Origin of the sequence: Sporichthya sp. (assembly GCF_013815995.1) — a bacterium.
Classification (GTDB): domain Bacteria; phylum Actinomycetota; class Actinomycetes; order Sporichthyales; family Sporichthyaceae; genus Sporichthya.
On record NZ_JACDFE010000026.1, the window covers coordinates 1 to 20,432 of the forward strand.

Genomic DNA, 20,432 nt, shown 5'->3' on the forward strand with positions numbered 1-20,432 from the left:
ACCGCGAGCAGCCACGAGGCGCGCAGCGATGGGGTGGCGGCGAGCAGCCGGGCAGTGTCGGATCCGACGCCGATCCGGCGCAGCGCCCGCTCCACCGGGCCGGGCCGCGGTGCGTCGACCCGCTCGGCCACCACGTCCCAGATCGCCTCGACCCGGACCCGATCGACCAGCGGAACCAGCAGCCCCCGGCAGTCGGCGCAAGCCGTGAGATGCGCCTCCGCGGAAGCGGCGAACGGCTGCCCGGCCGTACCGTCCGCATAGCGCCGCGCGGACTCGTCGTCCAGATGCCAGCCGGTCATGACAGCTCCTCCCTCAACTGGGCGCGCGCCCGCATCATCCGGGTCTTGACCGTGCCGGCGGGGATCCCGAGCAGGCGGCCGGCCTCCCGGGTGGTGAGCCCGTCGAGGATCGTGGCCTGCACGACCGCGCGGAGCTCCGGTGAGAGCTGTCGCAGGGCGGCACCCAGGTCGCCGTACTGCACACCGAGCAGGACGAGCTCCTCCGCGGATGGCTCGGCGGCCGACGGTTCGAGCCACGGCAGGGTGTCGCGTGGCCGGCTGCGCCGCCGGTCGATCAGGCGTCGGATGCCGATGCCCCAGATCCACGCCGCCACCTCGCCGCGACCGGCCCACCGGTCGGCGCCCCGCCAGACGGCCACGAAGGTGTCCTGGACGACCTCGTCGACCAGGCCGGAGTCGGCGCAGCGGCGGGAGAGCCGCACGACCAGCCACGCCACGTGCCGGGCGTAGAGGTCGTCGAAGGCACGCCGGTCACCGTCAGCGATCGCGGCCACCAGGGCGGCGTCGCTGAGCTGGTCCTCGGATGCGTTCACGGAGCACCTGGCCACGGGGAACTACTCACCGGACACACTGTTGTCCCTTCCGGGCCGCCGTTGGCGACTCGAGCCCGCTTGCCTATCTCCTTGTCGAGTTCCGGTGCCCGAGCGGTTCACGGTCGCATGCGGTTCGCGGGTCGTGGCGAACAGCCGCCGCCTGATCCGGAAGACTGTTCGCCCTGAACTCGCACTACGTCCTCACGCTCGGTTGCCCCGACCGCACCGGCATTGTCGCCCGGATCGCCTCGTTTGTGTCCGACGTAGGCGGCTGGATCACGGAGGGGTCTGCGGGCCCGAGGTACTGGACTCCGTCGAGGCCTACATCCACTTCCTGGTCGAGGTCGCCGGTCGCGGTCTGGCCGCCGGGCTGACTCCGCTCCACCGGCATCGTCGTCACACCCGAGGTGGTCGACGCACTGGGTGCCGGGAAGCGCCCGCCGCTCGGGTCACCCTCAAGGGTTACGGCTACCACTCGACGATCGCCTCGATGGGCGGGCAGTTCCTGGTCGGCGTCGCCGCCGAGCATCGGGCCGCCGCCGGGGTCGCCGCGGGCGAGGTCCTGGAGGTGGACCTGGAACTGGACAACGCCCCGCGCGAGGTCGAGGAGGCCTGGGCTGCGGCCACCCGCGAGCGTCGGATCGCCAAGGCCGTCGAGGGCTGCGCGCGCAAAGACTCCTTGACAACCCTCTATGGGTCAGGTCTATGAATGCGGGAGGTGGCTATTACCATCACCCAACTCTCCGCATTCCTCGCCGTCGTGCGCGGCGGTTCGGTGACGGCTGCGGCGGAGGAGTTGGTCGTCACCCAGCCGTCGGTCTCGGCGGCGATCTCGGCGCTCAATCGTGAGCTCGGCTGCACCCTGTTCGAACGCGTCGGCCGCGGTGTACGGCTGACCGCCGCCGGCGAAGCCTTCGTGCCTTACGCCGCGGACGTGGTGGGCCTGCTTGATCAGGGTCGTCAACGTGCACGCGAGGCCGCCAGAGTCTGCCGGCAGAGGCTGCGGATCGCGGCGGTCACCACGGCTGCTGAGTCCTTCGTCCCGCCGCTGCTGCGTGCGTTCGTCGAGCGCCATCCGGACATCGAGGTCACGCTTGACGTCGGGAATCAGTCCGAAGTGCTCAGCCGAATCCTCGGGCATTCCTCGGACATGGGATTCGCCGGCCGATCGCCGGCGGATGACCGGCTGGTGGCTGAACCGCTGAGCGAGAACGAGATCGTCTGCATCACCGCGCCCGACGATGTCCGGCTGGCCGACCCCGCCGTGATGAGCAGAGACCTCGTCGACCGAGCCTGGTTGTTGCGCGAGCCCGGCTCCGGCACGCGGGCGCTCAATGAGAAGTTCCTCGCCGATCGCCGGCTCACGCCCACCACCTTGACGCTCGGCTCGAACGGCGCGATCAAGAAGGCGGTGCGGGCGGGTCTGGGCGTGTCGCTGGTGTCTCGCGTCGCCGCCGCGGACGAGCTCGCGGCCGGGCTGCTCGGTGAGCTGCGACTGATCGACGGGCCCGCCACCTGGCCGTGGTTCATGCTGCGCTCAGCGGTCGGTGAGGAACGCGCCTCGGTAGCCCTCTTCGCCGACTTCGTTCGCGCGCCCGTGCTTCCCCTCTGAGGTCGGCGCCGGCTGCTCTCCCACCTCGAATCCGGCAATCCCGGATTCGGGCATGTTGGTTCTGTCTAATCCGGCGCCCGGATCCTTTTCTTGTTCCAAGTGACCCTGCATCACTAGCGTCGCCGCGGGCCTACGATAAGAGGCGCCGCGAAGGCGCCCGTCGGCGGCTGATCGCTTGCCGGGAGGTCCCGCGGTGCAACACAAGGGGCAAGGAAATCGCAACGCGGTTCTGCAGTGGACCGTCGTCCTCGTGGTGGGCGTCATCGTCGTCGGGGTGGTCCTCGGGCTGAAGCTGATCCCGAGGCTCAACGCGGGGCAGGACGTGCTCGACGGCGCGCGGCCGGCCTTCACCGCCGAACGCGTGGCCGCGGATCGCGCGGGCATCAACATCACGTCGCAGGTCGTCGACATGGCTGACCCGATCGTCAACGAGCAGGGCGGCGCGGCCGGCGAGGTGCCGAAGGTCGTGGCCTACGTCGCCAAGGCCCGCAACGTGACGGACGCCCAGGCGCTCGCCGCCTTGGACAAGGAGTTCCCGCGTACGACGGCGCTGCTCAAGTCACTGCCGCTGTCGGAGGTGAGCGCCGAGATCCCCAAGCTCGTCGCCTTCCTGTCGACGTCGCTGAAGCTCCCCGCGGACCAGGTGAGTGCTGCGCTGGCGACGAACTTCCCGGCGATCAACGCGGCGGTCACCAATCTTCCGACCGTCACCAACGGCTGGGAGCAGATCGCGGACATCGACGGCTTGACCCGCTTCGACGGGACGCCGGTCACGACCGTGCCCGAGCTGCGTGACTACTTCAGCCAGGACGTGATCCCCGCCGTCGAGACGCAGCAGGGGAACTTCCGCAGCCTCGACGGGACGTCCAAGGTCAACTGGATCTCACCGTTGCTGCTGGTCGTCGGACTGGTCGTCATCGCCCTCGCGGCCGTGATGATTCTGCGGAACCGCCGTGGCGGCGTCGGGGGCTTCGAGGCGCTGGGCACCGCGGTGATCGTCCCCGTCGTCGGGGTCGTCGTCGTCGCGCTCGTGCTCGGGCTCAAGCTGATCCCGCGCACCACCGACGGCCAGGACCTGCTCGACGGCCTGGAGCCGGCGATGACCGCGGAGCGCGTGGCCGGCGACCGCGCCGGCATCACGATGGTCGAGGCGATCGTCAACACCGCCGATCCGATCATGACCAACGAGGGCGGCGCCGCCGCCGAGGTCCCGAAGCTGGTGGCGTTCGTCGCCGAGGGGACCGGACTCTCGCCGGACGAGGTGCTGGCCGCTCTCACCAAGAACTTCCCGCGCACCACGGCGTTGCTGCGCCCTCCCGTTGTCCGAGGTTGCGAAGGAGCTGCCGGCGGCCATCAAGGCCATCCAGCCCGCGCTGGGCGACGTGCCGCACATCGCGCAGGCAGTCACGGCCCTGCAGCAGGTGGCCGCGGGTTGGCTCGCGGTACCGGGGGCCGACGGGACGACCCGTTTCGACGGGAGCCCGATCGTGACCGTCCCGAACGTGCGCGACTACTTCAGCGCGGACGTGATCCCGGTTCTGGAGAGCCAGCGGGCGAACTTCGACGAGCTGAACGGGACCTCCAAGATCGACTTCATCGGTCTGCTGGTGCTGCTGGTCGGGCTGATCGTGATCGCGTTCGGGCTGTTCATGGTCTACGCCGCGCGCCGGGTCCCGCTGGAAACTGCAGCCCCGGCGGAGTTGGCGGACATCAGCACCTGAGGCGGGTCGTCGCCGCCCGTCGGGGTTGATCCGCAAGACTGCACGTCATGAACTCGCACTACGTCCTCACCCTCGGTTGCCCCGACCGCACCGGGATTGTGGCCCGGATCGCCGCGTTCCTGTCCGACGCAGGCGGCTGGATCACCGAGGCCGCTTACCACGCCGACCCGGACACGAACTGGTTCTTCACCCGCCAGGTGGTGCGCTCGGAGTCGCTCCCGTTCAGTCTGGAGGAGCTGCGCGACCGCTTCGCCACCCTGGCCGCCGAGCTCGGCGCCGACACCGACTGGCGGGTCACCGATACTGCCCAGCGCGGCCGGGTCGTCGTGCTGGTGTCGAAGGAGGGGCACTGCCTCTACGACCTGCTCGGCCGCTTCGCCGGCGACGAGCTGGGCATGGAGATCCGGGCCGTGATCGGGAACCACAAGGACCTCGAGGCGATCACGGTCGCGCACGGCATCCCGTTCCACTACGTCCCGTTTCCGGGCGCCGGTGGGGACAAGACCGAGGCGTTCGAGCAGGTGCGCAAGATCGCCGACGCCGAGGACCCGGACGCGATCGTGCTCGCCAAGTTCATGCAGATCGTCCCGGAATGGTTGTGCGAGAAATGGGCCGGCCGGGCGCTGAACATCCACCACAGCTTCCTACCGTCCTTCATTGGCGGCCGGCCCTACCACCAGGCTTTCGTGCGCGGGGTGAAGCTGGTCGGCGCCACCTGCCACTACGTGACCGCGGAGCTCGACGCCGGCCCGATCATCGAGCAGGACGTGATCCGGGTCGACCACTCCGACGCGGTCGCCGAGATGGTGCTCAAGGGCCGCGATATCGAGAAGGTCGTCCTCGCCCGCGGCCTGCGCTGGCACCTCGAGGGCCGGGTTCTGGTCCACGGCAACCGGACCGTCGTCTTCCACTGAGCCGGACTGAGCGCCACTCCTTCACGGCGTGAGCCAAAATTTCATGTTCTGCCGGCTCCCCCCGTGGTAGTCCGTAGGGATGGCGACCACTACGCACCGCGAGATCGAGCGCAAGTACGAGGCGACGCCCACGACTGAGCTGCCCAGCTGGTCTTCGGTGTTCGACGCTGAGCCCGTAGTGCATGAGCAGCAGCTGCTGGCCACCTATCTGGATACCGCCGACCTGCGGCTGGCGGGCGCACGGATCACGCTTCGCTATCGCACCGGGGACGACGCGACCGGCTGGCACCTCAAGCTGCCGGCGGGCAAGGACACCCGCGACGAGATCCAGGTGCGCGCCGAGGCCCGGGACGAGCCCGGCCCGCCGCCCGGTGAGCTCGCGGAGCTCCTGCGCACCATCACCCGGGACGCGCCCCTGCAACCGATCGCCGAGCTGCGCACTGCGCGCCGCGTGCTGCGCTGGACCGACCCGGCTGGCCGCGACCTTCTCGACGTCACGGACGACCACGTCACCGCCCGGGTGCTGCCCGACGGACCGGAGCACTCCTGGCGCGAGATCGAGGTCGAACTCGGAGCAGAGGGAGACCTACGCCTGCTGAAGAAGGCCGACGCCGTGCTGCGCAGGTCCGGCGTCCAGCGCTCGTCGTCGGCGTCCAAGCTCGCCCGCGCGCTCGGCGACCGGGCGCCGGAGCAGCCGAAGCCGGTACGGGCCGAGGCGACCGCCGGGGAGGTGGTCGTTGCCTACCTGCGCGACCAGGCTGCCGCGATCCGGCGCTACGACGTCGAGGTGCGCCGGGACAGCGAGGACGCGGTACACCAGCTCCGGGTGGCGACCCGCCGGGCCCGCAGCGCGCTGCAGGCCTACGGCAAGCTGATCGACCGCGAGCAGACCCGCCAGCTCACCGACGAGTTGAAGTGGCTGGCCGGCGTCGCGGGGCCGGCGCGTGACCTGGAGGTGCTGCGCGCGCGCTTCGGGGTTGCGGTGCAGAAGCAGCCGGTCGAGAACGTCCTCGGACCGGTGCAGCCGCGGTTGGCCGCCTGGTTCGCGCCCCGGCAGGCCGAGGCGCGCACGTCGCTGCTCCGGACGCTGGACTCGGCCCGGTACCACGCACTCCTGGACGCTCTCGATGCCGTGGTGGCCGACCCACCCTTGACCGCGCGTGCGGGCAGGCCCGCCGCGAAGGAATTACCCCGGCAGCTGGCCCGCAGCTTCAGCCGGATGCAGACCCACATGGACGTCGCGGATCAACACCGTGGCGTGGAGCGGGACGTCGAACTGCACGAGGGCCGCAAGGCAGCCAAACGGCTGCGCTACGCAACCGAGGGCGCGGAGCCAGTGCTCGGCCGCGATGCCAGGAAGTTGATCTCGCACACCAAGAAGGTCCAGGAAGTGCTCGGCGAACATCAGGATGCCGTCGTCGCCGCTCCGGTGCTGCGCGAGCTCGCGATCGCGGCCGCCGGCGGCGGGGAGAGCTCCTTCACCTGGGGCCTGCTGTACGGGCTGGAGATCTGCACCGGCGTCGACGAGGCTGCGCTGGACCCAGCGTGGGCGGGCCTGCGCAAGGCCGCGAACAAGGTCTGCGGCTAGGCCGCGGGTTGTCCAGAGGCCCTGGGCGGGCGTGGACCTGCACTCGCCCGCGTCCGGAACTGATCGGGACGTCGCGGCGATCATGGCCAAGCTCAACGCCCACGAGCGATCGCTCCAGGCCCTCCACCTGGACCTGAGGGACCTGGGGCACAAAGCAGAGGCGGGCTTCGCCGAGGTGCGGGGCGAGATGGCGACCGGCTGCGCGGGAGTGCGGCGCGAGCTGCGGGGCGAGATGGCTGAGGGCTTCGCCGAGATGCGCACGGGCTTCGCGATCACGGCGGCCGGGTTCGCCGCCCTGAACGAGCGCTTTGACCGCCTCGACCGGACGAGCTAGATCCGGCGCCCGCGCAAGCAGGGGCAGAGCGTGGAAGGGTCCGCGCCAGGCACTATGAAGTCCTGCTGCCGAGGCGACGTTGCGCTCTGGGAGTCTGACGTCCAGGGCGAGGCAAGCCCTCGGGAGGGCATGTGTCCAGATTTCTCCCGCTCTGTCAGGGGTAGCCGCACGATGAAGCGGGTGTCGCCCGGCACGGACTGCACGCTCAGATCCCCGCCGGTCGAGAGCCCCACAGCGGTGGCGAGTTCGGCGGTGGACGGTGCGACCAGAACGTCGCCGGCCGGGGTCATGACGACCGGCAACCGCTTGGCGTCCAGCTGGGCCGCATGCAGTAACCGCTCGCCCTCGGGGGAGTCGGAGGTGACCCAGCTGTACGGCACGGCGTTGCGGGCCAGGAACTCGCGGGCGGCCGACGACGGGGCCGCCTTGGAGGGCCGCGAGCACGGACACGGCCCGGCGGTCGAGGCGGGGGCCGCGGGCGAGTATTACGGCACGTACCGGGCGGCACCCTTGTCGGCCGACAGGGCCATCGAGGCGTAGGCCCGAAGGGCCGCGGAAACCGGGCGCTCGCGCTTGAGTGGGACCCAGCCGAGCTCCTCACGCTCCGCCCGCCGGGCCGCGAGGGTGGCGTCGTCGACCAGCAGCTCGATCCGCCGGGTGGCGATGTCGATCTCGATCAGGTCGCCGTCCTCCACCAGCCCGATGGTCCCGCCCTGGGCGGCCTCCGGGGAGACGTGCCCGATCGAGAGGCCCGAGGTGCCGCCGGAGAACCGGCCGTCGGTGATCAGCGCGCACTTCGCGCCCAGGCCGCGGCCCTTGAGGAAGCTGGTCGGGTAGAGCATCTCCTGCATGCCCGGTCCGCCCTTGGGGCCCTCGTAGCGCACGACGACCACGTCGCCGGCCACGATCGAGCCGGCCAGGATCGCGGTGACGGCGTCGTCCTGGCTCTCGCTCACCTTCGCCGGGCCCTTGAAGTAGAGCTGCTCCAGCACGACGCCGGCCGTCTTGACCACGCAGCCGTCGGGCGCGAGGTTGCCATAGAGCACGGCCAGTCCGCCGTCCTGGCTGTAGGCATGCTCGATGTCCCGGACGCAGCCCATCTCCTTGTCCGTGTCCAGCGTCGCCCAGGTGACGGTGGAGCTGAACGCCTCGACGGTGCGCACGCCGCCGGGGGCAGCGGAGAACAACTCGGTGGCCGCGGCGGGGACGTCGGGGCGGCCGATGTCCCACTTGGCCAGCCAGGAATCCATGTCCGGGGAGTGCACCGTGTGCACGTTGCGCTCGAGCAGCCCGCCGCGGTCCAGCTCGGAGAGGATGCGCGGAATTCCGCCCGCCCGATGCACGTCCTCCATGTGGTAGAGCGGAGTGGACGGCGCGACCTTGCAGATGCACGGGGTGTGCCGGGAGAGTTCGTCGATGTCGGCCATCGCGAAGTCGACGCCGCCCTCGATCGCCGCCGCGAGCAGGTGCAGGATCGTGTTGGTCGAACCGCCCATCGCGATGTCCATGCGCATGGCGTTGGAGAACGCCTCGCGGGTCGCGATGTTGCGCGGCAGCACCGACTCGTCGTCCCCGCCGTAGTAGCGGTTGGCCAGGTCGACGACCACGCGGCCGGCCTCCTGGAACAGACCCTTGCGGGCAAAGGAGGTCGCCAGTGTCGAGCCGTTCCCAGGCAGTGAGAGCCCGAGGGCCTCGGTCAGGCAGTTCATCGAGTTCGCGGTGAACATGCCCGAGCAGGAACCGCAGGTCGGGCAGGCCGAGCGCTCGATGTCGTCCAGGTCCTCGTCGGAGACCGACTCGTCCGCCGACGCCGTCATCGCCGAGATCAGGTCCAGCTTCGGGCGGGCGACGCCGCCGCGGATGACGGCCTTGCCGGCCTCCATCGCCCCGCCGGAAACGAACACGGTCGGGATGTTCAGCCGCATCGCGGCGATCAGCATGCCGGGGGTGATCTTGTCGCAGTTGGAGATGCAGACCAGGGCGTCGGCCACGTGGGCCTGCACCATGTACTCGACCGAGTCCGCGATCAGCTCGCGGCTGGGCAGGCTGTAGAGCATGCCGCCGTGGCCCATCGCGATGCCGTCGTCGACCGCGATCGTGTTGAACTCCCGACCCACGCCACCGGCCTCGGCGACCGCCTCCGCGACCAGCGCGCCCATGTTCCGCAGGTGCACGTGACCCGGCACGAACTGCGTGAAGCTGTTCGCAATCGCGACGATCGGCTTGTCGAAGTCGTCGTCGGTCATGCCCGTGGCGCGCCACAGGGCACGCGCTCCGGCCATGTTCCGGCCGTGCGTGGTGGTGCGGGAGCGCAGCTCGGGCATGGTCGTTCCTTACTCTCGTGGGCATCTCCATCGTACGAGCGTTCAGGAAGACCCGATGAATTCGCCCGATCCGTACCGCACGCCCGAGCGCACGGCGCTGCGCCAGGTGGTGCGCCAGTTCGTCGAGAAGGACGTGCTCCCGCACCTCGACGGCTGGGAACGAGCGTGCCCCGTGAGCTGCACGTTACCGCCGGGAAGGTGGGGCTCCTGGGCTTGCACTTCCCGGAGATCGGCGGCGGGGCGGGGGCGACGCCGTCGACCTGGTGACCCTCATGGAGGAGGCCTGCTACGCGGGGGCCGCCGGAGGCGTGATCGCCGGTCTGTTCACCACCGGGATCTCGGTGCCGCACATCATCGCAGCCGGGGACACCGAGCAGATCGAGCGCTGGGTCCGGCCCACCCTCGCCGGTGAGATGATCGGGGCGTTGGCGATCACCGAGCCCGATGGCGGCTCGGACGTCGGCGGGCTCCGCACCACGGCGGTCCGCGACGGCGACCACTACGTGGTCAACGGGTCCAAGACCTACATCACCTCCGGCTGCCGGGCCGAGTTCGTCGTCACGGCCGTGCGCACCGGCGGGCCCGGCGCTCGCGGGGTCTCCCTGCTCGTGATCGAGCGCGGGACGCCCGGCTTCACCGTCTCCCGGAAGCTGGAGAAGATGGGCTGGCTCTGTTCGGACACCGCCGAGCTGTCCTACGCCGACTGCCGCGTGCCGGTGGCCAACCTGGTCGGAGCCGAGAACACCGGCTTCGCGCAGATCGCCCAGCACTTCGTCACCGAGCGGCTGATGATCGCGGCCCAGGCCTACGCCTGCGCGCAGCGCGCCCTGGACCTGACCGTGGACTGGTGCCGGCTGCGGACCACCTTCGGTCAGCCCCTGATCTCCCGTCAGCTGGTCCAGCACCAGCTGGTCGAGATGGCCCGGCAGATCGAGGTGGCCCGGGTCTACACCCGCGAGGTCGCAGTCCGGTACGCCGCCGGCGGGGACTGCGTCACCGAGGTCTGCTTCGCCAAGAACACCGCGGTCGCGGCCGGGGAATGGGTCGTCAACGAGGCCCTCCAGCTCCACGGCGGTCTGGGCTACATGCGCGAGGCCGAGGTCGAGCGCCAATACCGGGACATGCGCATCCTCGGCATCGGCGGGGGTACGTCAGAGATCCTCGCCCGAGCTCGCCGCCCGCCGGTTGGGCTACACGTCCTGACCATGCCCGAGGTCCCTGAACTGAAGCCAAAGGTGTGGCGGATGAGTCTCCCCACCCTCGTCGCTTCGCTGGCCGTTCTCGCGATTGCGATCGCGATTATGGTGAGCTCGTGGAGAGATCGCGATTCTCGCGGCGGAGTCGTCGAGGGTCGGTCGTGGCCTTCGCCCTAGTTGACATCGCCTACACATTGATTCTCCGGCCGCGGATCACGGCCGACCTCGCGTCGGGGATTGTTGTGCCAACCCGGCGATGACTTGGACGATCCCCTGGGGTGCAGTCTCGGGCCTCGCTGTCGATTCCCGGGTGGTCATCCAGACGACCAAAGGCTCGGTGACGGCCTGGGCGGTGCAAGCCGCCGCCACTGCCTTACCGAACCGTGAGCAGCGTCCGAGCCGCGTGCGAGCGCAACTGGAAGAGCTCCGCGCGCAGGCCGTACCCGATTCCGCGCCGGTCACCACTGGCTTCGCGTGGCAACACCACGTCGTCATCGCCTTGATGTCGTTGGTGCCGGCCGTCGTCCACGCGCTGGCTTGACCCGGCCCGCGGCCCGACGGCTCGGGTACACGTCGTAGATGCGCCGTAGGCCCACGATCAACGTTGTGACGTCTGAGGCGACTTCCGGCTGCCGCGGTACCTCGTGAGCCCCAACCTTGATCACCAGCCGTCGGCTCCGACGTAGGGTTCCGATGTGACTGCACTCGAATTCGCCGTGTTCACCGAACCGCAGCAGGGCGCGAGCTACGAGGACCTCCTCGCCTCCGCCCGCATGACCGAGGACGCCGGGTTCGACGCGTTCTTCCGGTCCGACCACTTCCTGGCGATGGGGGACCGGGACGGGCTACCCGGCCCGACCGACGCCTGGATCACCCTCGCCGGCCTGGCCCGTGAGACCACCCGTGTGCGGCTGGGGACGCTGGTCACCGCGGCCACCTTCCGCGAGCCGGGACCACTGGCCATCGCCGTCGCGCAGGTCGACGCGATGTCCGGTGGCCGGGTCGAGTTCGGTCTCGGCGCCGGCTGGTACGACCGCGAGCATGAGGCCTACGGCCTGCGCTTCCCGGACGTCGGGGAGCGGTTCGACCGGTTCGCCGAGCAGCTCGAAGTCATCACCGGTCTCTGGGCGACGGAGGGCGGGTTCAGCTTCCACGGCAAGCACTACGAAATCCTGGAATCGCCGGGCCTGCCCAAGCCCGCCCAGCGTCCGGGTCCGCCGGTGATCATCGGCGGCGTCGGCGCCAAGCGCACCCCCGAGCTGGCTGCCCGCTTCGCCGCCGAGTTCAACGTGGCTTTTCAACCGCTGGACACCGCCAAGATCCAGTTCGCTCGCGTCGACGAGGCGTGCCGCGGGGTGGACCGCGACCCGTCCACGATGCGTCGCTCGATCGCGCAGGTGGTGTGCGTCGGTCGCGACGACGCCGAGGTCGCGCGTCGCGCCGCCGCCATCGGCCGCGACGTCGAGGAGCTGAAGGCGAACGGCCTGGCCGGCACCCCCGCCGAGGTCGTCGACAAGCTCGGCCGGATCCGCGGCGCCACCGGCATGGTCCGGGTCTACCTGCAGGTGCTCGACCTGGCGGACCTGGCCCACGTGGAGCTCCTCGGGGCTGAGGTCCTCCCGGCGTTCGGGTAGGCCCAGGATCAACGTTGTGACGGGTTGGGCGGCGCCTGCCGTTTCGGCACCTCACCCGTCTCAACCTTGATCTCCAGCCTTCGGTCCCCGCTTGAGGGCCAGCCGCACCTGATCCAGCACCCACCGCGGCCGCCCCTTGATGTCCTCATACGTGAACCGCAGCAGCGTGTAGCCGAGGACGGCGAGTTGGTTTCCGCGCTCGCGGTCCCTTCGATAGTCCGCCCGATTCGAATGGTGCTCGAAGCCGTCGGCCTCGATCACCAGCCAGCCGTCGAGCACGAAATCGACGAGGCCGACGCGCGGGATCTTGACCTGGCTCTGCAGGTTCGCGTCGATCAGCACGAGCAGCAGCCGTAGCGAGGATTCCAGCGGAGAGTCGGCGAGCGCGTCGACCTGCGCGACCGCCCGCCGCAGGGCAACCGCGCCGTGACCGCGCGCGGACTCCGCCGCCTTCCGCAGGGTTGTCAGCTTCACGCGACCGCCGTGCACCGCGCTGTCGAGGATGACGACCGCATCGGCCATCGGAAGTGACCGGCCGCAGTCCAGCACCGTGCGCAGGAGGCCGGTCATGGGCAGCTGGACGTCGATCTCGTCGGCGGCCACGTGCGCCCGATGCACGCGGACGCCGGCCTCAGTGGGACGGCTTCCCGGCGGGACCGTGACGTCGATGCCGTCGATCGGCCGCCACAGGGCCAGGCCGTGGAGCCGCGCGGCGTCGGCATGAGACGCGACGCCATTCACTCGGAGGGCGGCGACCAGGGCCGGGTCGGTCCCGGGCAGCGCGTAGCCGCCGCGCCCGACGGGCTCGACGATCCCTGCCGCCAGGGCGGCTCGCAAGGCACGCTCGGACACGCCGAGTCTGCGCAGCCGCGTCCAGCGGGCGGCGCCTCCGCAGACCGAGAGGCCGAGAACCACATCCACGCGCCGGATCGTGGCGGGAAATCCGCAGGGCCGGAGCGGATTGAGTCCGGGCTGTGGACGGCGCTGGCTCGAGCGTTGGCCTGTGGACAACGTGGCGTCGGCCACAGATCAACGTTGTGACGCGTGAGGCATCGTCAGGCCAGACCGCACCCCATCCGTCACAACCTCGATCTGTGGCCTTCGGGTCAGGCGTCCGCGAGGCCGAGATCCTTGGCCATCGCCTCGCGCAGCAGGTTCTTCTGCACCTTGCCGGTGACGGTCATCGGGTATTCGCCGACGATCACCACGTAGCGCGGGATCTTGTGGTGGGAGATCTTGCCGGCGCAGAACTCCTTGACCGCGGCGGCGTCGAGGGTCTTGCCCTCGGCCACCTTCACGCAGGCGCACAGTTCCTCGCCGAACTTCTGGTCCGGGACACCGACGACCTGAACGTCGACGATGTCCGGGTGGGTGTAGAGGAACTCCTCCACCTCGCGGGGGGCGATGTTCTCCCCGCCGCGGATCACGGTGTCCTTGATCCGGCCGACGATCTTCACGTAGCCGTCGGCGTCCATCTCGGCGAGGTCGCCGGTGCGCATCCAGCCGGCCTCGTCGATCGCCTCGGCGGTCTTCTGCGGGTCGTTCCAGTACCCCCGCATCACCGAGTAGCCACGAGTGCGGAACTCGCCGCGCTGCCCACGCGGAACGATCTGGTTCGTCTCGGGGTCGACGACCGCGATCTCCAGGTGCGGGTGCACCCGCCCGATCGTGGAGACCCGCCGCTCGACGTCGTCGTCGGTGCGGGTGTGGCAGGACACCGGCGAGGTCTCGGTCATGCCGTAGGCGATGGTCACCTCGGTCATGCCCATCTCGGCGATGACCCGCTTCATCACCTCGACCGGGCAGGGGGAGCCGGCCATGATCCCGGTCCGCAGCGAGCTCAGGTCCAGCTCGGCCATGGACGGGTCGGCGAGCATCGCGATGAACATGGTCGGCACGCCGTAGAGCGACGTGGCCCGCTCGGCGGCGCAGGCGGCCAGCGTTGCGGCCGGGTCGAACGCGGGCGCCGGGATGATCACCGTGGCCTGGTGCGCGAGCGCCGCGAGGTTGCACATCACCATGCCGAAGCAGTGGTAGAAGGGCACCGGCACGCAGATCCGGTCCTCGGCGGTGTAGCGGCACATCGCGCCGACGAAGTAGCCGTTGTTCAGGATGTTGTGATGGGTGAGGGTGGCGCCCTTGGGGAAGCCGGTGGTGCCCGAGGTGTACTGGATGTTGATCGGGTCGTCGAACGAGAGCGAGTTCTGACGCTCCATCACCTCAGGTCCGACCGTCGTGCCGGTCGAGAGCTCGGTCCAGGACTTGTCGCCGATGAAGACGATGTCGGTGAGGTCGGGGCACTCCGGGGCGACCTCCGCGACCATGCCCCGGTAGTCGCTGGTCTTGAACGCCGGGACGGTGACCAGCGTCCGCGCACCGGACTGGTTGAGCACGTACTTCAGTTCATGGGTGCGGTAGGCCGGGTTGACGTTGACCAGGATCGCGCCGACCCGCGCGGTCGCGTGCTGCACCAGGATCCACTCGGCCTGGTTCGGGGCCCACAGGGCGACCCGGTCACCGACCTCAATCCCGCGGGCCAGCAGGCCGGCGGCGAGGGTGTCGACGGCCGCGTCCAGCTCGGCGTAGGTCCAGCGGCGTCCGGTGGGCACGTCCACCAGGGCCTCGCCCTGCGGGTGCTCCTGGGCGACGCGGGTGAGCACCGCGCCGATCGTCTCGCCGATGAGCGGGATCTCGGAGGTGCCGGAGGCGTAGGAAGGGGCAGCAGCGGACATCGGGCCAGGTTCCTTTCGGGACGGAGCCTTTCCGGGCGGTGCACAGGCCCTCCGAGCATCCCCCGAGCGCGCCGCGGATGCCAGAGCGGCCGCCGGACGCACCACCGGTCGATGGGGCGCCGCCTACGATCGGCGCCGTGGCGGACGCAGTGAGCGCAGGGGTGGTGAGGGGCGTGGACGCAGCGGCGGTGGCGGCCGCGGCGGCGTTGCTCGCCCCGGTCGTGCGGCACACCGCGCTGGAGCGCAGCGAGCGGCTCAGCGCCGAACTCGGCCGCGAGGTGCTGCTCAAGCGCGAGGACCTGCAGCTCTGCCGGTCCTACAAGGTCCGCGGCGCCTACCACCTCCTCGCCTCCCTGGGGCCGGACGAACTCACCCGCGGGGTGGTGTGCGCCAGCGCCGGCAACCACGGGCAGGGCATGGCCCACGCCTGCCAGGCCCTGCAGGTGCCGGGCCGGGTGTACCTGCCGACGAACACCCCTCGGCAGAAGCGGAACCGGATCGCGGCCATCGGCGGGGAGTGGATCACTCCCGTCATCGCCGGGCACTCCTACGACGAGGCGGCCGCGGCCGCCCAGGCCGACGTCGCGCAGACGGGCGCCGCTTACGCCCACCCGTTCGACGACCCGCGAACGATCGCCGGGCAGGGCACCGTGGCCGTCGAGCTCACCGCGGACGGGGCGTTGCCGCCAGGCTCGACCCTGGTTGTGCCGGTCGGCGGCGGCGGGCTGATCTCCGGCATGGCGCTGTGGGTGCGCGCCCATGCGCCCGGCGTGCGGATCGTCGGTGCCGAGCCGGCCGGCGCCGCGAGCATGGGCGCCGCGCTCGCTGTCGGAGCGCCGGTGACTCTCGAAGGCTTCGACACCTTCGTGGACGGCGCCTCGGTGGGCCGGGTCGGGTCGCTGACCTTCCCGCTCGTGCGCGACCTGGTTGACGAGGTGGTGTCGGTCGACGAGGGCGCGGTCTGCACCGAGATGGTCGAGCTCTACCAGACCGAGGGTGTCATCGCCGAGCCCGCCGGGGCGCTGGCGAGTGCCGCCGCGCGCGCTCTGTCCAGTGGCACCGGGCCGGTGGTCTGCGTGGTCTCCGGCGGCAACAACGACGTCAGCCGCTACGGCGAGGTCGTCGAGCGGTCGCTGGTGCACGAGGGCCTGCGGCACTACTTCCTGGTGACGTTCCCTCAGGAACCCGGCGCCCTGCGACACTTCCTCGACGAGGTGCTCAGCGCCAACGAGGACATCGTGGTGTTCGAGTACGTGAAGAAGAACAACCGGGAGACCGGCCCGGCCCTGGTCGGCATCGAGCTCGAGGCCGCCGACGACCTGGTCGGCCTGCTCGAGCGGATGGCGGTCTCGCCGCTGTCGATCGAGCAGGTGCCGCCGGGCTCCCCGCTGTTCTCGTTCCTGATGTAGCCGGCGCGGGAAGTCGCACAGAGAACCCACAAGTTCGGCACAGAGCTGCGACAGCCCGGTGCCGGACAGTAGTTGTCATGACCACGCTGATCCCTAACCCGTCCAACCCCGTCGAGCCCGCGGAGCGCCGCGGGCTGCGGCACCCCGACGGGACGCCTGTGCGCGTGCTGGTGGTGGACGACGAGCCGAGCCTGTCCGAGCTGCTCCAGATGGCGCTGCGCTACGAGGGCTGGGAGATCAGGACCGCCGCCAACGGCACCGACGCGCTGCGCATCGCCCGGGACTTCCGTCCGGACGCCGTCGTGCTCGACATCATGCTGCCGGACATGGATGGTCTGGCCGTCATGCACAAGATGCGCGCGGAGGCCGACACCCCGGTGCTGTTCCTCACCGCCAAGGACGCGGTGGCCGACCGGGTCGCGGGCCTGACCGCCGGCGGCGACGACTACGTCACCAAGCCGTTCAGCCTTGAGGAGGTCGTGGCCCGGCTGCGCAGCCTGGTCCGCCGTGCCCTGGCGGCCGGCAACGCCAGCGCCAATCGCCTCGTGGTCGGTGACCTGGTGATGGACGAGGACAGCCACGAGGTGCGCCGCGCCGGGGTCGAGATCAACCTGACGGCCACGGAGTTCGAGCTGCTGCGTTACCTGATGCGCAACCCCAAGCGGGTGCTGTCCAAGACCCAGATCCTCGACCGGGTCTGGAAGTACGACTTCGGTGGCCAGGCCAACGTCGTCGAGATCTACATCTGCTACCTGCGCAAGAAGATCGACGCCGGCCGCACGCCGATGATCCACACCCTGCGCGGCGCGGGATACGTGCTCAAGCCCGCCGCCGCCTGACCTGTCCGCCTTCTTCGGGTCAGACGGCGCGAAGGCTGGAGATCAAGGTTGAACATCATTGTGACTGTTGAGGTGCCTCACGTGTCCCATGGTTCTCAACGTTGATCCCTGGCCAACGCAGTCAGTCGGCGGCGACCACGCGCATGACCTCGGCGAGGGTGGTGACGTCCTCGGCGACGAGGCGCACGGCCTCGGTGGTCAACGTCTGCATGCCCTCGGCGACGGCCTCGAAACGGACCACGTCGGCATTGGCGTTGTCCGCGACCAGGGCGCGGATCGACGGCGTCATCCGCAACATCTCGTAGACCCCGACGCGGTCGTGGAAGCCGGTGCCGCCGCAGGCATTGCAGCCGGCGCCGGCCAGGAACTCCGACTTCGGTATCCCGCCGTGACGCAGGTAGAGCGCGCGTTGTTCCGGGGTCGGCTCGACCGCGCGCAGGCAGCGCGGGCAGTTGCGGCGCAACAGGCGCTGGGCCATCACGACCAGCACCGAGGACGTCACCAGGTAGGGTTCGACGCCCATCTCCAGGAACCGGTACAGCGCCGAGACCGAGTCGCGGGCGTGCACGGTGGAGAGCACCAGGTGCCCGGTCAATGCGGACTGCACGGCGATCTTGGCGGTCTCCGGGTCGCGGATCTCCCCGACCAGGATCACGTCCGGGTCCTGGCGCAGCAGCGAACGCAGCCCGCTGGCGAAGGTGGTGCCGATCGCGGGGTTGATCTGGATCTGCGTGACGGTGTCGACGACGTACTCGACCGGGTCCTCGATCGAACACAGGTTGGACCCGACGTCGTCGAGTTCGCCCAGGGTCGCGTAGAGCGTGGTGGTCTTGCCGCTGCCGGTCGGGCCCGCGCACAGCAGCATCCCGGAGGTGTTGCCGGCGGCCACCGCCCAGGCCCGAGCGGTCTCCGGATGCATGCCGAGGTCGGAGTAGCGGACCCGGCGACGGTCGGACTCCAGCAGTCGCAGCACGACCTTCTCCCCGTTGACGCCGAGGGTCACCGAGACCCGCACGTCGACGGTGCGCTCGCCGCGGGAGTCGGTGGTGCGGAAGACGAACTGCCCGTCCTGCGGGCGGCGCTTCTCGACGATGTCCATTCCGCCGAGCACCTTGATCCGGCTGACCACGCCGAAGGACAGGTCCAGCGGCATCTGCAGGACCTCGTGCAGCACGCCGTCGACCCGGTAGCGGACCCGGACCCGGTGCTCCTGCGGCTCGATGTGGATGTCCGAGGCGCGGTCAGCCAGCGCGTGCTCGACCAACCCCTCGACGATCTCGACGGGGGAGATATCGGAGCCGATCGTCACCAGACCGGCGGCGCGGCCGAGGACGCCGATCACCTCGGCCGGGCCGCCGTCCGTTCCCGCGCTCGACCCGGGCCACCAGCGCGTACGCAAAATGTCCCGTCCTCCGGTCGCAAGCAGCGGTGACCTGTTTGTCGGTTACCGCGCCGCCGGACTTGACGTTGATCTGGATCATCAGGTCTTTCGTCCCGCCGGGGGCGAAGTGTGGCTACCCGCGGACTGCGCCCTGAGCCCCCTCGTAGAGGCGGGTCGCCCACTCGACCGCCTTTTTGGCGTCAGCCGGACTGACCGAGGTGTCCTGGTACTGGGCGCGGGTCTTGAGGCGAAGCAGCCGGCCAAGGACTGGCTCCAGGGTCCGGCCCGCCGGCCCTGCTGCCTTCAACTCCGAACGAGCGGCCTCGTGGTTGTCGTTCTTGTTCGACCTGCCCACGAGCGCGAGGCAGATGGCGTCCTTGGAGTTGATGCCGGAGACCACTGCGCTGGCAGTGGCTTCGTTGTAGAGCTCCAATTCCTGGCTGGCCTCCGCCGCATCGAGGAACTCGCGGGCCTTGGCGAGATGGAGCCGGGCGCTGGCGAGCGCCGTCACGAAGCGGCCACCGGACGTGGGCGGCGAAGGAGCGAGCGGGGTGTCGCGCCGGCGATCCCGACCGCGTCTGCCCGCAGCTCTTCCGTCAGGCGGTCTCCGCGCGCCAGGGCCTTCTCCAGTTCGGCTCGCGAGAGCTCCAGAACCTCGCAGTGATTCCCGCACCAGCGGCTCACCTGATCGGCGATCTGGTCCAGCTGCGCCAGCCAGTGCTGGTCGTCCGCGCCCACTGAAGACGCGCGGATGACAAGCAGGTCGACGTCACTGCCCGGTCCACCGTCGCCGCGCGCTGCCGACCCGAAGAGCCAGAGCGCGTCGGCAGGAACCGCCCATTCCCCCGCCGCGAATCGCATCCGCTCGATGAGCAGGTCCCGCTGTGCGGCCAGCGCCTCGATTCCCGGTGCGGCCACGTGATCGCGGTTGAGCCGGTACAGCTTGGCCGGCGGTCGGTGCTCGCGCAGCACGATGCCCGAGTCGGCCAGCTCGCCGAGCACCTCGTTGATCCGCCACTGCCCGAAGCGGCCGTTGGTGAGCGCCGCGATCTGACGGCCACTCAGAGGCTGATCTGCCCGGGCCAGGACGAACAGCGCAGCCCCGTGGGCAGTCGGCACCACGGAGCTGATCGGGCTCGCAAGATCCACGTGGAGCCACCTCCGGATGAGCAGTTTACCACTCAAATAAGCGGGCAACCACTCATTACGCGTTGGTGATAGGTGAGGATGCCCGGGGCACCGACAGCTTCGGTCGAGCGAGGCGCCGCGTCCCGGTGGGTGGCAGCGAGCCGGGTCGGGCCCGTCAGGCCTGCGCGTTGCGCACGATGGTGGCGGCGACGTCCCGGGCGATCCGGAACACCTCATCGGCCTCCATCGGCAGGCCCTCGGCGGCGATCGCCGCGGTGTGCAGCGCGATCAGCGCCATCCGGACCTGCATCCGCAGCTCCGGTGCGGCGTCGGGGGCCACGACGGTGTCGGCGACGCGGTCGATGCCGCGGCGCGGGCCGTCGCCGGCGGTGAGGCCGAGTTCGCGGATCAGCCGCTGATTGGCATTGATGAACTTGCCGATCTGGAGACCCTGGGCGCGGACCAGTTCGACCCATCGGGCCAGGAGTTCTTCCAGCTCAGGATGGGTGGCGTCCGCCCAGGTGACGATGCCCTCGATCGCAGCCAGGTAGCTGCCGACCAGCTCCCGCGCGACCTCTTCCTTGCTGGTGAAGTGGTGGTAGAGCGCGGCCTTGGTGACGCCGAGTTCTTCGGCGATCGCCCGCATCGACACCGCGTCATAACCGTCCCGGCTGAACAGCTCCAGGGCGGTTTCCAGGGCCCGGAAGCGGGTGCCCGACGGCGCTGCCGCCGGCAGCGATTCCGCGCTCATCGGGCCTCCTGGTCTCGGGTAGTGAGCAACCTATGGG

At 70.2% G+C, this 20,432-nt stretch carries 18 protein-coding genes and 4 pseudogenes; 12 read left to right on the forward strand and 10 right to left on the reverse strand.

Annotated elements, in window-relative coordinates; genetic code table 11:
* Together H0X00_RS04995 and H0X00_RS05000 are read right to left on the reverse strand one after the other, a co-directional pair.
* A pseudogene (locus tag H0X00_RS04995) lies at positions 1 to 299 on the reverse strand (zf-HC2 domain-containing protein); the annotation flags it as partial.
* The gene (locus H0X00_RS05000) at positions 296 to 832 is read right to left on the reverse strand and encodes an RNA polymerase sigma factor (protein ID WP_293767672.1); all 537 of its coding nucleotides are present in this window, start codon (positions 830 to 832) and stop codon (positions 296 to 298) included. The pseudogene H0X00_RS04995 and the gene H0X00_RS05000, both read right to left, overlap by 4 nt.
* A 182-nt stretch (positions 833 to 1,014) precedes the next feature.
* On the opposite strand from H0X00_RS05000, the pseudogene H0X00_RS23660 reads away from it, so the two are divergent.
* The 7 genes and pseudogenes from H0X00_RS23660 to H0X00_RS05030 form a co-directional block, all read left to right on the forward strand.
* Positions 1,015 to 1,122: pseudogene (locus H0X00_RS23660) on the forward strand (formyltetrahydrofolate deformylase); the annotation flags it as partial.
* Positions 1,123 to 1,313: 191 nt separating this feature from the next.
* Positions 1,314 to 1,541, forward strand: a complete 228-nt coding sequence (locus H0X00_RS23665; RefSeq protein ID WP_367186433.1) for a hypothetical protein — start codon at positions 1,314 to 1,316, stop codon at positions 1,539 to 1,541.
* Entirely contained in the window at positions 1,542 to 2,444 is a 903-nt protein-coding gene (locus H0X00_RS05010) for a LysR family transcriptional regulator (protein WP_293767675.1), read from the forward strand.
* Between the two features lie 193 nt (positions 2,445 to 2,637).
* The gene (locus tag H0X00_RS05015; protein WP_293767676.1) at positions 2,638 to 4,194 is read left to right on the forward strand and encodes a hypothetical protein; all 1,557 of its coding nucleotides are present in this window, start codon (positions 2,638 to 2,640) and stop codon (positions 4,192 to 4,194) included.
* 18 nt (positions 4,195 to 4,212) lie between these two features.
* A complete protein-coding gene (purU, locus tag H0X00_RS05020) occupies positions 4,213 to 5,079 on the forward strand; it encodes a formyltetrahydrofolate deformylase (protein WP_293767677.1) in 867 nt (288 codons plus the stop codon).
* 79 nt (positions 5,080 to 5,158) lie between these two features.
* The gene (locus tag H0X00_RS05025) at positions 5,159 to 6,667 is read left to right on the forward strand and encodes a CYTH and CHAD domain-containing protein (protein ID WP_293767678.1); all 1,509 of its coding nucleotides are present in this window, start codon (positions 5,159 to 5,161) and stop codon (positions 6,665 to 6,667) included.
* A gap of 31 nt (positions 6,668 to 6,698) precedes the next feature.
* The gene (locus H0X00_RS05030) at positions 6,699 to 7,001 is read left to right on the forward strand and encodes a hypothetical protein (protein WP_293767679.1); all 303 of its coding nucleotides are present in this window, start codon (positions 6,699 to 6,701) and stop codon (positions 6,999 to 7,001) included.
* Between the two features lie 218 nt (positions 7,002 to 7,219).
* Here the strand turns inward: H0X00_RS05030 and H0X00_RS23670 are convergent.
* Together H0X00_RS23670 and ilvD are read right to left on the reverse strand one after the other, a co-directional pair.
* Positions 7,220 to 7,426, reverse strand: a pseudogene (locus H0X00_RS23670) (fused response regulator/thioredoxin-disulfide reductase); the annotation flags it as partial.
* A gap of 60 nt (positions 7,427 to 7,486) precedes the next feature.
* Positions 7,487 to 9,325, reverse strand: a complete 1,839-nt coding sequence (gene ilvD, locus H0X00_RS05040; RefSeq protein WP_293767681.1) for a dihydroxy-acid dehydratase — start codon at positions 9,323 to 9,325, stop codon at positions 7,487 to 7,489.
* A 55-nt stretch (positions 9,326 to 9,380) separates the two neighbouring features.
* Here ilvD and H0X00_RS23675 point away from each other — a divergent pair.
* The 3 genes and pseudogenes from H0X00_RS23675 to H0X00_RS05060 all read left to right on the forward strand — a co-directional run bounded on the left by H0X00_RS23675 (position 9,381) and on the right by H0X00_RS05060 (position 12,155).
* Positions 9,381 to 10,528: pseudogene (locus H0X00_RS23675) on the forward strand (acyl-CoA dehydrogenase family protein).
* A 303-nt stretch (positions 10,529 to 10,831) separates the two neighbouring features.
* Entirely contained in the window at positions 10,832 to 11,062 is a 231-nt protein-coding gene (locus H0X00_RS05055; protein WP_293767682.1) for a hypothetical protein, read from the forward strand.
* A gap of 154 nt (positions 11,063 to 11,216) precedes the next feature.
* Complete coding sequence (locus tag H0X00_RS05060; RefSeq protein WP_293767683.1) at positions 11,217 to 12,155, forward strand: LLM class F420-dependent oxidoreductase; 939 nt, start codon at positions 11,217 to 11,219, stop codon at positions 12,153 to 12,155.
* A gap of 60 nt (positions 12,156 to 12,215) precedes the next feature.
* Here the strand turns inward: H0X00_RS05060 and H0X00_RS05065 are convergent, their stop codons facing one another.
* Both H0X00_RS05065 and H0X00_RS05070 read right to left on the reverse strand, forming a co-directional pair.
* Positions 12,216 to 13,181, reverse strand: coding sequence for a DUF559 domain-containing protein (locus H0X00_RS05065; RefSeq protein ID WP_293767685.1), 966 nt, complete (start codon positions 13,179 to 13,181; stop codon positions 12,216 to 12,218).
* 80 nt (positions 13,182 to 13,261) lie between these two features.
* A complete protein-coding gene (locus H0X00_RS05070) occupies positions 13,262 to 14,887 on the reverse strand; it encodes an AMP-binding protein (protein WP_293767686.1) in 1,626 nt (541 codons plus the stop codon).
* A 173-nt stretch (positions 14,888 to 15,060) separates the two neighbouring features.
* Here H0X00_RS05070 and ilvA point away from each other — a divergent pair, with 173 nt between their 5' ends.
* Together ilvA and H0X00_RS05080 are read left to right on the forward strand one after the other, a co-directional pair.
* Entirely contained in the window at positions 15,061 to 16,296 is a 1,236-nt protein-coding gene (gene ilvA, locus H0X00_RS05075; RefSeq protein ID WP_367186434.1) for a threonine ammonia-lyase IlvA, read from the forward strand.
* Between the two features lie 77 nt (positions 16,297 to 16,373).
* Complete coding sequence (locus tag H0X00_RS05080) at positions 16,374 to 17,135, forward strand: response regulator transcription factor (RefSeq protein WP_293767689.1); 762 nt, start codon at positions 16,374 to 16,376, stop codon at positions 17,133 to 17,135.
* Between the two features lie 121 nt (positions 17,136 to 17,256).
* On the opposite strand, the gene H0X00_RS05085 is transcribed toward H0X00_RS05080, so the two are convergent.
* The 4 genes from H0X00_RS05085 to H0X00_RS05100 form a co-directional block, all read right to left on the reverse strand.
* Positions 17,257 to 18,534 carry a GspE/PulE family protein gene (locus H0X00_RS05085; protein ID WP_293767690.1) on the reverse strand — a complete coding sequence of 426 codons (1,278 nt, stop codon included), beginning with the start codon at positions 18,532 to 18,534 and terminating at the stop codon, positions 17,257 to 17,259.
* A gap of 115 nt (positions 18,535 to 18,649) precedes the next feature.
* On the reverse strand, positions 18,650 to 19,027 hold the full coding sequence (locus tag H0X00_RS05090) for a hypothetical protein (protein ID WP_293767691.1): 378 nt from the start codon (positions 19,025 to 19,027) through the stop codon (positions 18,650 to 18,652).
* Positions 19,024 to 19,665: a nucleotidyltransferase domain-containing protein gene (locus H0X00_RS05095; RefSeq protein WP_293767692.1), complete on the reverse strand. Its 642-nt coding sequence runs from the start codon at positions 19,663 to 19,665 to the stop codon at positions 19,024 to 19,026. Before H0X00_RS05095 ends, H0X00_RS05090 begins: the two co-directional genes overlap by 4 nt.
* A gap of 154 nt (positions 19,666 to 19,819) precedes the next feature.
* Entirely contained in the window at positions 19,820 to 20,395 is a 576-nt protein-coding gene (locus H0X00_RS05100; RefSeq protein ID WP_293767693.1) for a TetR/AcrR family transcriptional regulator, read from the reverse strand.
* Positions 20,396 to 20,432 lie beyond the last annotated feature (37 nt).